Here is a 13,377-nt window from a genome sequence, read left to right on the forward strand (position 1 = left end):
GACGACGGGCTCGCGGAGTACCTCGCGCACTACGAGCGGGTCTGACCCGCGGCGTGCCCGGGTAGGCGTTCGGGCTTCGGGGCGGGCTACGGACGGTGGTGCCGTGGTGCCGTGAGGGCCACCAGGATGTCCCGCAGTTCGTCGAGTGCTGCCCGGCGGCCGTAAGCGGTGGCGACCCCGGTCACATTGAGAACGATCTCGTCCACGCTCGCACGTTCGAACCCGGCCAGCTGGTCGGCGAGTTCCGCACCGCTCCCGTACAGGAAGCCGCCGCCCCGGACCAGTGCCGCCGCGGCGGCGGAGGGATCGCCCGGTTCTGCCGGGAGCGTGACGCCCGCGCGGCGGAGCATGGCGGTGTAGTGCGGGGCGCGCAGGTGGTGGCCGCTGCCCGCGAGGGCGAGGTCGGCGGCGCGGCGGCCGGGACGCTCCAGCGCGAGCGGGACGATCGCGGTGAGCCGGGGCGCGGGGCGTCCGGCTGCGGCGGCGCCGGCCCGCAGGGCGGGCACGACCGTCCCGGCGAGGTAGGCCGCCGGGGTCATCCAGGTGACCGCCACGTCGGCGACGGCTCCGGCCAGTTCCGCCATGGCCGGGCGCAGCACACCGAGGCCGAGTTCGACCGGCGGGCCGGGGACCGGGGCGAGTTCGGCGTCGCAGGCGAAGTACTCGCCGTGCAGGTCGGCGCTGCCCCGGTGGAGGAGGTCCCGGACGATGGTCAGGTATTCGCGGGCGGCGGTCAGCGGGCTCGCGTACGGGGCGCCGAGCATGCGGCGCTGCAGGGCGCGGGAGCCGGGTCCGAAGCAGGCGGTGACGGGGTGACCGGTGGTGAGGGCGAGGGTGCGGGCCTGGAGGGCGGCGTCGAAGGGGTGCCGGGAGGGCATCAGGGCGACGCCGGTGCCGCAGGGCGTGCGGAAGCCGTGGGCCGCGGCGACGGCGAAGATCTGGTACGGGTCGCCGCCGCTGCCCTGTCCCTGCCACAGGCGGTGCGCGGTGCTCCACTGGGTGAGGGCGGCGAAGGGCAGGATCTGATCGCCGCGCTGGGGGTCGAAGGGGACGAAGACGGAGTATTCGGTCATGGTGGCGGTCACCGCTCCCCGGCCGGGGAGGACGGCAGCGCGGGGGAGGGCAGCAGCCAGGGCGCCGGGGTGCCGTAGCGGTGGCGCAGCAGGTGGGCGAGGAGGCCCGGCACGCCCGCGGCGAAGTCGTGCTTGTCTCCGAGGGTCAGGGCTCCCCGCTCGTCGAGTCCGGCGTGTGAGCCGATCAGTGCGGTGCACAGGTCGGCCGCGCGGTCCGCGCCCGCGTCGAGCAGGAACTGGCCGTCCCCGGCCAGGCCCCAGAAGGCGCCGAGGGGGGCTCGGGCGGCGGAGTGCGCGACCGCGACGGCTGCGGCGCGGGCGGTGTCGGCGTGGCTCTGTTCACCGGTGCGTCGGCCGAGTTCCAGGAGGAAGGCGCCGATTCCGGCCGGGCCGGCCCACCAGCCGTGGCGCCGGGGGCCTCCGTCCGGTCCTTCGGGCCACCAGGCGGCGAGGGCGGGGGCGTCGGACGGGTCGCCCGGCACCGCGCGGGTGAGCGCCGCGGCGACGAGTCCGTCGCCGACCCGGCGGGCGACGGCCGTCAGCTCCGGCTCCCCGAGGGCGTCGGCGGCTGTCAGCAGGAACCAGCCGATCCCGGCCGTGCCGACGGCGAAGCCGTGGTACGCGGTGGGTCCGCCGGCGCCACCCGGCCAGTGGAGGCCGCCGGAGCCGTCGGGCAGCGCGGTCTCGGCCAGGTGCAGGGCGCATTCCCGGGCGCGGTCGCGCAGGGCGGTCTCGCCGGTGGAGCGCCACAGGTGCAGCAGGGTGGCCCCGGTGCCCGCGACGCCGTGGGCGATGGTCGGGACGTGCCAGCGGGTGGGGAGTTGTTCGCTGAGGTCCAGCGCGTGCCGGAGGGTGATGGGGTCGTCGGTGGCGAGGGCGGCGTCGGCGGCGGCCCAGCAGGCCCCGGCGAAGCCGTTGTACAGACCGGGCAGCAGGCGGCGGCCGGGGGCGCCGAGATTGCGGTCCCACCAGCGGTCGACCTGGACCAGCGCGTCGTCCAGCGGGCCGGCGAGGGCCTCGGCCCGGTCCTGCGGCATCCGGGGCAGGGCGCGCCGGGCCTGGAGCAGGACGCCGGTGACCCCGGCCGCTCCGGCCTGGACGGAGCGCGGGTCGTAGCGGCCGTTGGAGCCGCGCGGTTCGGTCAGGGCCGCCTCCCGGGGCCGCAGGGCGTTCAGCACGGAGAGCAGGGCGTCGTGGACGAGCCGGTCCCCGTCGAGGCCGGGGGGCGCGCCGGACGGCCCGGGGGCGTCGGCGGGGAGTGCGCGAGCGCCGGTGCCGGGTGCCGGGCGCAGGCACCGTAGGGCGTGCTCCCAGCTCCACCGCCGTGCAGGATCGGCCGCGGTCAGCCCCCGGACCGCCGGGGCGAGCCGCCGCGCCGCCCGGGAGCGGCCGGCCAGCAGGTCCAGCGCGCTCGGCGCGCCCGTGGGCCGCTCGCCCGTGCCCGCGGCCCGGGGCCGCTGGAGGCCGAGCGATTCCAGGATGGCGCCGGCGGCGTAGCGGTCCATCGCCTCGTCGGCGAGGAGGACGCCCCGGGGGTCGGCGGTGAGCTTCTCCGGCGGCGCGTAGCCCTTGGTGGTGAGGCGGGCGATGGGTGTCCCGGTCTCGGCGGCGCCTTCCAGGTCGATCAGCCGGAGCCGGCCGTCGGGGGCGACGAGGAAGTTGTCGGGCGTGACGTCGCCGATGACGACGCCGTGGCGATGGGCGGCCCGCAGGAGTTCGATCAGCTGTACGGCGAGCTCGACGACCGATTCCTCGGCGAGCGGTTCGGCGTCGTCCTCGGCCGGGAAGAGCAGTTCGCGCAGTGGGCGGCCGGGCAGTTCGCTCTCCACCAGGAAGAGGTTGTCGCCCAGTTCGAGGAGGTCGACGAGTTCGGGCACGGGGACGGCTCCGGCGAGGCGGGCCAGCATCGCGGCCTCGTGCCGCATCAGGTCGCGGGTGTCGGTGCCGTCGGGCTGCGGCTCGACCCAGGCCCGGCAGTGTTTGATCACCACCGGACGGCCGGTGCGGGTGTCCACCGCGCGGTGGACGCCGCCCCGGTTGGTGTGGCGGATGGTGGCGGTCACCCGGTACCGGCCTCCGATCGTGGCCTCGTCGGTGCCGGTCGGCTGGTGGGCCATCTCCTCGTCCGTCGTGTCCGCCTGCTGGGCCTGCTGCACTTGCCGCGCCAGCTGGGCCGGTGCCTCCGCCGGCGGTGCCTCCTCGAGGCGGCGGGCCACCGGGTCGCGGGCCCATGCGGGCGGGGTGTACCAGCCCCGCCGCAGATCGGGTGTCAGGGAGCCGTCCGGCGCGAGGATCAGCTCCTGGCGCACCCCGTGGTCGTCGAGTCGGCTGTGGCCGGTGAACGCGCCGTACCGGTAGTGCACGAGCCCGCCCCGGTACTGCCGGTCGGAGAGGATGCGGGGGCCGCGCAGTCCGGCGAGCAGGCTGTGCAGCTCGTCCAGCAGCCGGGTGAACTGCTCGTCGGTGGCCGGGTAGACGGTGAGGAACTTGCCGCTCGCCGACGGGTCGTTCTGCCGCCCCAGTGACGCGCGCAGCAGTTCGGCCGTGCCGACGTACTTGAACGGGACGGACCGGGCGACCAGTGCGCCGCCCGTCCTGCGCAGGACCTCCTCAGCGTCAGCGGGCACCGCGGAGACGTGGATCTTCCAGCCCTGGGCCCGGGTGTGGGAGCGGGAGGGGCTGACGCGGCACCAGTAGTCGCCCGGCACGAGCTGCCAGCAGCCCGCCGGGTCGGTCGCCAGCAGGCCCCGCACCAGGTCGTCGTAGTCCATCTCAGCGGCTCCCGGCCCGGGTGAGCGGGCTGAACGCCAGCGGCAGGACGGACATCCCCCGCCCCATCATGCTGGGCCGCCACGTGGGGTGTTCGATCTCCAGGGAGAGGTCGGGGAACCTCTCCAGCAGGGCTCGGATCGCCACCGCGCCCTCCAGCCGGGCCAGGGGCGTACCGAGGCAGTGGTGGATGCCGTGGCCGAAGGCGAGGTGTGCCCGGGGCGGGCGGTTGATGTCGAAGCGGTCCGGATCGGGGAACTGCTCCGGGTCCCGGCTGGCGGAGCCCAGCGCGATCAGGACTCTGGCGCCCCGGCCGGGGATGACGGTCTCCCCCACCCGGTAGGGCTCGGTGGTGAACCGGTTGGTCGCGAAGGTCAACGAGCCCTCCCAGCGCAGCACCTCGTCCACGGCCTGGTCGATCAGCGACCAGTCCGCGCGCAGGGCCGCGAGTTCGGCGGGGTGGCTCAGCAGCGCGTACACGCCGTTGGCGATCAGGTTGAGGGTGGTCTCGTGACCGGCGAGCAGGAGGAGGAAGGCGGTGGCCCTCAGCTCCTCGTGGCCGAGCCGGTCGTGGTCCTCGTCCATGGTGCGGATCAGCGCGCTCAGCAGGTCCTCGCCGGGCTGTCGGCGCTTGGTCTCGATCAGCTGGTCGAGGTAGGCGGTGATCTCCTCCAGCACCTGCCCCTCGCGGGCGGGGTCCTCGGGCGGGACGATGATGTCGGCGGTCCAGGCGCGGAAGGCCTCGCGGTCGAGGAACGGCACACCGAGGAGGTCGGTGATCACGCCGAGGGAGAGCGGCATGGCGAAGTCCTCGACGAGTTCGACCGATCCGGCGTGCTGGAAGCCGTCGATCAGCTCGGCGGCGGCGGCCTCGACGTGCGGGCGCAGCGACTCGATGCGCCGGGCCGAGAACTCTCGCGAGACCAGCCGGCGCAGCCGGGTGTGGTCCGGCGGGTCAGCGGTGAGCATGTTGGTTCCGATGACGTTCGGACCGAGCTGTCCGGTCGCCCGGTACCAGTTCTTGCTCAGGGTCGGGTCCTTGAGGGCGGCCAGCACCTCCTGGTAGCCGACGATCAGCCAGGTCACGCTGCCGTCGGGCAGCCGGACCCAGTGGACCGGCCCCTGGGCGCGCAGCTCCTCGAGGACCGCGTACGGGTCGGTGGCGAGGGTGCGGCGCCGGGGGCCCAGGTCGACGACGGGGTGCTGGTCGGTTCCGGTGGACATGCGGGTGGGGCCTTCCTTCTGGGCTGAGCCGGTCGGCTGGTCAGGGCGGCGGGGCAGGGCGGCGGGTCAGGGCGGCGGGTCAGGGCGGCGGGTCAGGGCGTGGCGGTGGCCGGGCCGGTCCTCAGACGTGGCGGCGCAGGACCCCGCGGTCGACCCGCCACAGGGCGAGGCCTTCGGGGACGGGCGGGGCCTGCCGGACGGGCGGAGCCGGGGACGCAGGCCCGTCGGGGGCTTCCCCCAGCAGGGCGGCGGCGGCACCGAGCGGGGTCCGCGCCGCGTGGGCGTCCTCCTGTCGACGGCGCAGCGAGGCCCTGGCCAGGGCCTCAGGGGCGGTGGCGGCGGCCCGGTACGCGGGGGCCCCGGCGGCCAGGCTGTCGGCGAGCCGGTCCGCGTCCGCTCCGGCCCTCCAGCAGAGGACGTGGACGGCCACGGCCCGCCCGGACGGGCTGCGACCGGTGAGGGAGGTGCGGCCCAGCACCGGGTGGCCGTGCCGCAGGGCCGCCGCCTGGGCGGTGCCCTCGGGGCCGAGCAGGGCGGTGAGGTGGTCGGTGGCGGCGGGGTCGCAGGTCAGGGAGAGGAGGACCAGTCCGTCCAGTTCGGGGGAGAGCGCGAGAGGGTGTCCGCCCCGCCGCCCCCGGTCCTCGGACGGTCCGTCGGCCGCGTCGGCCGCGTCGGCCGCGTCGGATTCGGCGTAGGCCTCGTAGGCCCCCTGGGCCGCCGGCGGCGACGGTCGGGCCGCCGCGTCGATCGCCGCCAGGATCCGGTCCGGGTCCAGCGATGGCCCGGTCAGGGCGAGGCCCGCCACGGCCCGCCGGTAGTGCCGGTCCGTGAAGGCGGCCGTGTCAGCCGGGGTGAGCCGGGCGAGCGCGTCCGCGTCGGCCCACCGGGTGGCGGCCAGGCCGTGGCCGGGGAGGGCGGCGTCGGCGACGGCGGGACCGAGGGCGAGCAGGGGGTTGGCGGCCGCCTGGCGGTGTTCCACCAGGACGGCCTGCCGCTCGGCCTCGAAGACGGTGTCGGCCAGGTCGGAGGTGCCCAGCAGGCCGGCGAGGCGGGCCGCGAGCGCAGGGGCGTCCTCGGGCAGGCTGACGGCGCTGAACCGGGTGGTGGTGTTGTCGGTGACTCCGCGCACCGGCGGCATCGAAGCCGGCCCCGGCGGCCCGGCGGCGATGCGGAGGTGCTCCGCGAGGTGTGCGGCGCCGAGGGCCGCCGGGCGGTCGTCGGCCGAGCCGGCGCGCACCAGCAGGACCGCGCCGGTGGTCCGTGCTCCCGGCCGTTCCAGCAGGCGGACGCGCAGTCCGCCGAGGTCCACCGAGGTCATGCCCATGTCCCACTCTCCAGGAAGTCCTCCGGTACCGCGCCGAGTGCCACCGTCGCCGGTGTCAGCCCTGGCGCCACGGACGGGAGCAGACCGTCGAGGGCCCGTTCCCCCACCGCCGCCGCGAGCGCGGTCAGTTCGGGCTCGCCGCGCAGTCGGCGGCGCCGTTCGTCCACGGCGCCGAACGGCTGGTCGACCTGGGACAGCAGGGCGGTGCGCAGCCGTGCGGAGGCGTCCCGCCGTTCGGCCTCCGGGACGGGTCCGGAGAGCACCGAGTGGACGGTCTCCCGCAGCAGGTGCAGCGCCTCGCGCGCGTGGTCGGGCGCGACCTGGGCCTGGACGGCGAGCGCCGCGGTGCCCCGGCCGTCCGGTCCGCCGAGCCGGAAGGCGCCGAGCCCGTAGGCCAGCGGGCGTTCGCCGCGCAGCGCACGGGCGAGGCGTCCGCCGAGGCCGTGGCTGCCGAGGAGTTCCACGGCCAGCTCGAGCGCGCCGGGCGCGGGCGGGTCCACCGGCAGCGCGAGGGCGACCCGGACGACGGCGCCGGGCAGCGGGACCGTGCGCCGGCCGCCGCGCCAGTGCCGCGGTCGCGGCTGTCGCACGGCCCCCGGCGCGGGCGCGGGCGCGTCGTCGCCCGCGCTGCGGTGGGTCACGGCCCGGTCGCCGCAGTTGGCGGCGAGGTACGCCCGCACGTCCTGCGGTCCGATCGCGGCCAGGCTCTGCTCCGTCCCGAGCGCGGGCCGGTCGGGGGCGCCCGTGGCGGTGGCCTCCAGGAGGTCCAGCAGCCGGGTGTACGGGTCGTCGCGGTACGCGGTCGCCAGGCGCAGCTGGGCGGCGACGAGTTCGCGGAGGCGGTCGGCCCCGGGCGGCACGGCCAGGGCGAATGCCGTCCCGACCTCCGCGAGGTCGTCGTCCAAGCCGGACCAGAAGGCGAACGAGGAGCAGTGCGGGGCCAGTTGGTGGCGGGTGTGCCAGACCCTCGCGCGGGCCAGGGTGCCGGGACCGCCCGCCCGGGGGTCCATCAGGTGGCGTGCCGCGAGCGCCGCCAGGCCCGCGCGGTCCTGCGGGTCGTCGGCCGGGCCGTGCGGCAGGTCGACGATCACCGCTCGGCCCGTGTCCGGGGCGGCGCTCACGAGCGGTGCTCCGGGGCCGTGCCGGGCCCGGGGGCGAGGTCCTGGACCGTCAAGCGGCCCGGGTTCGCGGCCAGGGCGGCGAGCTGCCCCTTGGTGAGCCGTTCCCGGCGGCCGCCGAGGAGCCCGTCCAGTCCGGCGGCCAGTTCGTCCAGCAGGGCGAGCACGTCCGGTGTGGAGTCGTTGACCTCCACTTCCAGGCACGCGTACCGGCCCAGCGGGGCGACGCCGTCCTGCGGGGAGCGGAACTCCACCAGGTCGACGCTGTAGGCCAGCCAGGCCGGGATCTCCCGGAAGGCGCCGGTGCGCTTGTGCCGCACCTGGGTCAGCACGCCGACGGGGGCGAGGCGCCCTCGGGCCATGCCGTACCGGCGCAGGTGGCCGACGGGCAGTACGGCGGGGTCGTTCAGCAGGGCGCCGACCCGGGCGGGGTCGACCTTCTCGCTGACCTCCAGGCAGTCCCGGCGCCCGTCCCACAGGACGGTCTGCTTCAGGCGCAGCCAGGCGACCGAGGATGCCCGGCCCGAGTTGACCACGCAGCCCAGGGAGTGCCCGGCGCGGGTCAGGCCGAAGTCGGCGTCGTCGGCGTACATGGTCGACTGGGTGACCGTCACCGGCGGTGAGCAGGAGGTCAGGTGGCGGTCGAAGAGGCCGTCCGTCAGGAGGTCCAGGGGCGCGGACCGTGCCTCGGCGGGGTCCAGGCGCCATTTGAACTCGTACTCGGTGCCGACGGACCGCCGGACGGCGGGCGGCACGCGAGTCACGGCGGCGGCGCCGCTGGTCGCCTCGGTCACTGGCTGTCTCCTCTGCCGGTCGTCGGGTCCTCGGGCGGTGCAGGCCGTCGGCTCATCGGTTGGTGTCGGCCGAGGTGAAGAGGGTGAAGACGTCGATGTCCCGGTCGGCGAGGCCGAGCACCGAGCGGCACACCTCGCGCATCACCGCCGCCGATTGCGGCGGCGGGCGGAAGTGCCCGGACTTGGTGTTCGCCACGACCATCTCCACCCGGTCGCGGCCGAGGAGGAGGACCTCTCCGGCCGCGCGGACCCGCAGCCGTTCCGGGACGAGCATCGGGTGGGCGACCGGCACGCCGTCCACGGTGGCGCGGTTGCGGCCGAAGGCGAGGTCGTGCAGTTCGAACGCCCGGTTCCAGACGCGGAGTTCGCCCTCGTCGGTGACGGCGAACATGAAGCAGGTCCGAGGGGCGAGGCGCTCGAAGGCCTGCCGCGCGCCGGTCACCGTCACGGTGTCCGCCATGACCCGTCCGGACACCGCCCGGTAACGGCTGTCGAAATGGGCCCGGCTGTATTCCACCACGGGCGGCGATTCGCTCACCAGGGTTCTCCAGGGAGTTTCCACGGAATTCGACGGCGCGCTCGCGGTATAGAGTTCCTGCACCAGGGTGCGCAATTCGTCGAGCCGGGATTCGAGGACCGGGTCGCCACGCCGTGACAACAGCATCGAGCGGACGGTGAGCAGTTCCTCGTAACGGACGAACACCACCGCTTGCGATCCGGCTCCGTAACGGTCGCCCATGGCCGCGGCCAGGTCCCGGTAACGGCGGAGGATGGCACCGCAGTCGAGGGGGGCGCTTCCGCCCGCCGCGCCGGTTCCGGGCCGTCGGCCGGCTTCGGTCCGTTCGCTGGTTCCGGCACTCATGGCGCTCGCTTTCGACACTCCGGGAGCTGGACGACGGTCGGGGCGGGGCCGCGACGACCCCGCCGTGACCGGGCCGGTCCTGACGAACCGGCCCGGTCACGGCGTCAGGAGCGGTCTCAGATGGTGGTGCGCATCGAGGTGCCGCCGTCGGGCCAGGTGGCGCCCGCCTGCGCCGCGGCGAGGCTCTCCTCGCCGTCCACGGTGGCGTCGATGGCCCGGAGGCTGTCGACGATGGCGTCCACGCGGAGGTTCTCGTTCTGCAGATCCTTGTCCATGCTCATTTCTCCGTTCAGAAGGGTGAGATGACGTACTGCGGTGTGTGGCCGAGATTCCGATTCCGATTCCCGGCCGCGACTAGATCGTGTCCTCGGGGCAGCTCCGAAAACAAGTCTCATGGTGTGTGACCAACTTCTCCGGGGCGTATTGAACCCGGTGGCGGTACGTGCCCGTTGAAACGAATAGAGAGGGGGGAACTCACCTGGTCCGGACGGCGGTTCCGGGGATCCCCCCGTCGTCCGCCGGATACCGGCCACGAATGAGGAGTGCGTCATGCTGCTCAGGCTCCTGCGCACCCGTGTGCGCCCGCACCTACGGCCGGTCGGACTCCTGCTGCTGCTCCAGCTCGTCCAGACCGCAGCGGCTGTGGCGCTGCCCCGGTTGAACGCCGCGATCGTCGACCAGGGCGTCGCCTCCGGCGGCACCGGCGCGATCCTGCGCCTCGGTGGGGCCATGCTCGGGCTGAGCGCCGTTCAGATCGCCTGCACCGGCGGCGTCCTGCTGATCGGCAGCAGGGTCGCGGCCGCGATCGCGCACGACCTGCGGGCCTCGGTGTTCCGGCACGTGCGGTCGCTCGGCCCGCGGGAGGTCGCCCGCTTCGGCGCCGCCTCGCTCGTCACCAGGACCGTCGGCGACGTCCAGCAGGTCCAGGCCCTGGTGCTGCTGGTCCTGGTGGTCACCGTCGCCGCACCGCTGACCCTGGTGTGCGGGGTGGTCCTCGCGTACGGCCAGGACCCCGCGCTGACCGCGCTGCTGGTGCTGGTCGTCCCCGCGCTCGGAGTGCCGACGGCATTCGCGGTGCGGCGGATGCGCCCCCTTCTGCGCGGCGGCCGGACGGCGCTGGACGAGGCAGCACGGGTGCTGCGCGAGCAGATCGGCGGTCAGCGGGTGGTGCGCTCCTTCTCCCGCGAGGAGGACGAGGCACGCCGCTTCGCGGTCCACAACGGCGAGCTGCTGTCCCTGTCCCTGCGCACGGGTCGGCTGATGGCCCTGATGTCGCCGCTGTCGGGCCTGGTCCTGAACTGTGCCGGGGTGGCCGTGCTGTGGATCGGAGGCCACCGGATCACCGGGGGCGGGCTGAGCGCCGGCGCGCTGATCGCCTTCCTCGGCTACCTCTCCCAGGTGCTGAGCGCCGTCGCCCTCACCGCCTATCTGTTCGTGGCGCTGCCGAGGGCGGAGGTGAGCGCGGAACGGATCCTCGAAGTCCTGGACACCGCGGCCTCCGTCCCGCAGCCCCGGAAGCCGGTGCGCGCGCCCCTGCGCGGCGGACGCCTGGAGATCCGCGACGCGGGCTTCCGCCACCCCGACGCCGAGGACCCGGTGCTGACCGGGGTCGGCCTCACCGCCGCGCCCGGCGAGACGGTCGCCGTGGTCGGCCCCACCGGAAGCGGCAAGTCCACCCTGCTGAACCTGGTCCTGCGGCTGCACGACACCACCACCGGGACCGTCCGGATCGACGGCGTCGACATCCGCGACCTCGCCCCGGCCGCCCTCACCGGGACCGTCTCCGTCGTGCCCCAACGGCCCACGCTCTTCTCCGGCACGATCGCCGACAACCTGCGGCTCGGCCGCCCCGGCGCGACCGAGGACGAGCTGTGGCGGGCCCTGGAGACCGCACAGGCCCGCGCGTTCGTCGAGGACCTGGACGGCGCCCTGCTGGCGCCGGTCCGGCAGGGCGGCGCCAACCTGTCCGGCGGGCAGCGCCAGCGGCTGGCGATCGCCCGCGCCCTGGTCGCGGACCCCGCCGTCCTGCTCCTGGACGACCCGGCCTCCGCTCTGGACCAGGCCACCGCCGCCGCCCTGCTGGCCGCGCTGGCACGGGCGAACACGGCCCGCACCGTTCTGCTGACCGGCCGGCGGGCCGACGCCGTTCGCGACGCCGACCGCATCGTGGTACTGGAAGCCGGGCGGGTGGTGGGCACCGGCACGCACGCCCAGCTGCTCGCCGGCAATGCCACCTACCGGGCACTGGCGCGCAGTCGACCGTCCGTCGACGGCGACGCGCCGCCATCCGACGCCGCCGCCGACCGCACCGCGCCCGTCGGAGGCGGCGCATGACCGCCGTCCGGAGGCTGGCCGCCCTCTTCCACGAGGAGCGCCTGACCCTCGCCGCCGCGCTCGCCGTCTGCGCCACCGGGGCCGCCCTCGCGGTGTCGGGCCCGCTGCTGCTCGGCAGGGCGACGGACCTGCTCCTCGCCGACACCCCCGGCCCCTTCGACTTCACCGCCCTCGGCCGCCTCCTGCTGCTGGTCCTCGCCGTTCACGCCGCCGCCGCGCTGCTCAACCTGCTCGGCGTCCGGCTCGCGGTCCTGGCCGTCGAACGTGCCGTCGCCCGGCTGCGCGAGCGGCTCCAGACCAAGATCGCCCGGCTCCCGTTCGGCTTCCTCGACGCCCAACCGCGCGGGGAGGTGCTCAGCCGGGCCACCAACGACCTCGACACCGTCGCCCAGACCGCGCACCAGGTCGTCGGACAGACCGTCAACTCGCTGGTGACCATCACCGGCGTCCTCGTGATGACGTGCCTGCTCTCCCCCGAACTGACCCTGCTCACCCTCGCCCTCGTCCCGGTCACGGCCCTCGCCACCCGGGCGATCACCCGACGGGCGCGGCGGCGCTTCACCGCCCAGGCGACGGCGGCCGGGGCTCTCACCGCCCACGTCGAGGAGATGTACACCGGCCACGCCGAACTCCGGGCCTTCGGCCGGGGACAGTCCGCCACCCGGGACTTCGACCGCCACAACGCCGATCTGCGCGACGCCGCCGCCGGTGCCCAGCTGCTCGCCGGTTCCGTCGAACCGGTGACGGTGTTCCTCGGCGGCCTCGGCTACGTCCTGGTCGCCGTGGTCGGCGGCCTGAGGATCGCCTCCGGGAGCATGACCGTCGGCGAGGTGCAGGCGTTCGTCCAGTACGTCCGCCAGTTCAACCAGCCGATGGCCCAGCTCGCGGGGCTCACCGCCCTGGTCCAGGCCGGAATCGCGGCCGGGACGCGGATCGTCGACCTCCTCGACACCGAGGAGCAGCCGCCCGACCCGCCCCGGCCCGAACGGCCCGCCGCGTCGCGCGGCGCCGTCGCGTTCGAGCGGGTCTGCTTCTCCTACGCCCCGGACCGCCCGCTGATCGAGGAGCTGTCGCTGGAGGTGCGGCCCGGGCGGACGGTGGCCGTGGTCGGCCCCACCGGCGCCGGGAAGAGCACCCTGGCGGACCTGCTGCTGCGCTTCCACGAGCCGAGCGCGGGCCGCATCCTCCTGGACGGCGTGGACACCGCGGCGATGACCCGCGCAGACCTGCGCTCCCGGGTCGGCCTGGTGCTCCAGGACCCGTGGCTGTTCCACGGCACGATCGAGGAGAACATCGCCTACGGTCGCCCCGGCGCCAGCCCGGCCCAGGTGGAGGCGGCGGCCCGTACCGCCCGAGCCGACCACTTCGTGCGCACCCTGCCCCTCGGCTACCGGACGGTGATCGGCGGGGACGACGGGGAGCCGGGCCTCAGCGCCGGTGAACGGCAGCTGATCACCATCGCCCGCGCCTTCCTCGCCGACCCGGCCGTCCTCGTGCTGGACGAGGCCACCAGCGCACTGGACGCCCGGACCGAGGAACTCGTCCGCGAGGCCCTGACGGCACTGCGGAGCGGGCGGACCACCTTCGTGATCGCCCACCGCCTCGGCTCCGTCCGTGACGCCGACACCATCCTCGTCCTGCGGAACGGGAGCATCGCGGAACAGGGCACCCATGAGGAACTCCTCGCCGCCGACGGCGCCTACGCCCGTCTCCACCTCGCCCACCCGTCGCCGTGACCGGTCCGGCCCGCCGCTCTCCTGGTCGTCGGCGAGGTCGCGCGGTGGTGTGGAAAGGCCCCGGCTGGCAAGCAGCTCTGACGGAACAGGTGCTCCCTGTGATGGACCAGACGGCTTTCCCGCCAGGCGCAGCAGCGTGTCCC

At 75.3% G+C, this 13,377-nt stretch carries 10 protein-coding genes; 2 read left to right on the top strand and 8 right to left on the bottom strand.

Features of this window, described 5'->3' with window-relative positions:
• Positions 1–86: 86 nt before the first annotated feature.
• The 8 genes from ACIQWA_RS19150 to ACIQWA_RS19185 form a co-directional block, all read right to left on the bottom strand.
• A complete protein-coding gene (locus ACIQWA_RS19150) occupies positions 87–1,073 on the bottom strand; it encodes an LLM class flavin-dependent oxidoreductase (protein WP_402483920.1) in 987 nt (328 codons plus the stop codon).
• 8 nt (positions 1,074–1,081) lie between these two features.
• Entirely contained in the window at positions 1,082–3,844 is a 2,763-nt protein-coding gene (lanL, locus tag ACIQWA_RS19155) for a class IV lanthionine synthetase LanL (RefSeq protein WP_402483921.1), read from the bottom strand.
• A 1-nt stretch (position 3,845) separates the two neighbouring features.
• A complete protein-coding gene (locus ACIQWA_RS19160) occupies positions 3,846–5,066 on the bottom strand; it encodes a cytochrome P450 (protein ID WP_402483922.1) in 1,221 nt (406 codons plus the stop codon).
• A 121-nt stretch (positions 5,067–5,187) separates the two neighbouring features.
• Positions 5,188–6,390 (bottom strand): hypothetical protein, encoded by a 1,203-nt coding sequence (locus ACIQWA_RS19165; protein WP_402483924.1) that lies wholly within the window; start codon positions 6,388–6,390, stop codon positions 5,188–5,190.
• Positions 6,381–7,511, bottom strand: a complete 1,131-nt coding sequence (locus tag ACIQWA_RS19170; protein ID WP_402483926.1) for an insulinase family protein — start codon at positions 7,509–7,511, stop codon at positions 6,381–6,383. Before ACIQWA_RS19170 ends, ACIQWA_RS19165 begins: the two co-directional genes overlap by 10 nt.
• On the bottom strand, positions 7,508–8,302 hold the full coding sequence (locus ACIQWA_RS19175) for a hypothetical protein (RefSeq protein WP_402483928.1): 795 nt from the start codon (positions 8,300–8,302) through the stop codon (positions 7,508–7,510). The genes ACIQWA_RS19170 and ACIQWA_RS19175 overlap by 4 nt, the downstream gene beginning before the upstream one ends.
• 52 nt (positions 8,303–8,354) lie before the next feature.
• Entirely contained in the window at positions 8,355–9,164 is an 810-nt protein-coding gene (locus tag ACIQWA_RS19180) for a hypothetical protein (RefSeq protein ID WP_360240004.1), read from the bottom strand.
• A 116-nt stretch (positions 9,165–9,280) separates the two neighbouring features.
• Entirely contained in the window at positions 9,281–9,439 is a 159-nt protein-coding gene (locus tag ACIQWA_RS19185) for a hypothetical protein (RefSeq protein WP_360240007.1), read from the bottom strand.
• A 274-nt stretch (positions 9,440–9,713) separates the two neighbouring features.
• On the opposite strand from ACIQWA_RS19185, the gene ACIQWA_RS19190 reads away from it, so the two are divergent.
• Positions 9,714–11,498 (top strand): ABC transporter ATP-binding protein, encoded by a 1,785-nt coding sequence (locus tag ACIQWA_RS19190; RefSeq protein WP_402483930.1) that lies wholly within the window; start codon positions 9,714–9,716, stop codon positions 11,496–11,498.
• A complete protein-coding gene (locus tag ACIQWA_RS19195; protein WP_402483932.1) occupies positions 11,495–13,234 on the top strand; it encodes an ABC transporter ATP-binding protein in 1,740 nt (579 codons plus the stop codon). Before ACIQWA_RS19190 ends, ACIQWA_RS19195 begins: the two co-directional genes overlap by 4 nt.
• The last annotated feature ends 143 nt before the right edge of the window (positions 13,235–13,377 follow it).

Origin of the sequence: Kitasatospora sp. NPDC098652 (genome assembly GCF_044760155.1) — a bacterium.
Classification (GTDB): Bacteria; Actinomycetota; Actinomycetes; order Streptomycetales; family Streptomycetaceae; genus Kitasatospora.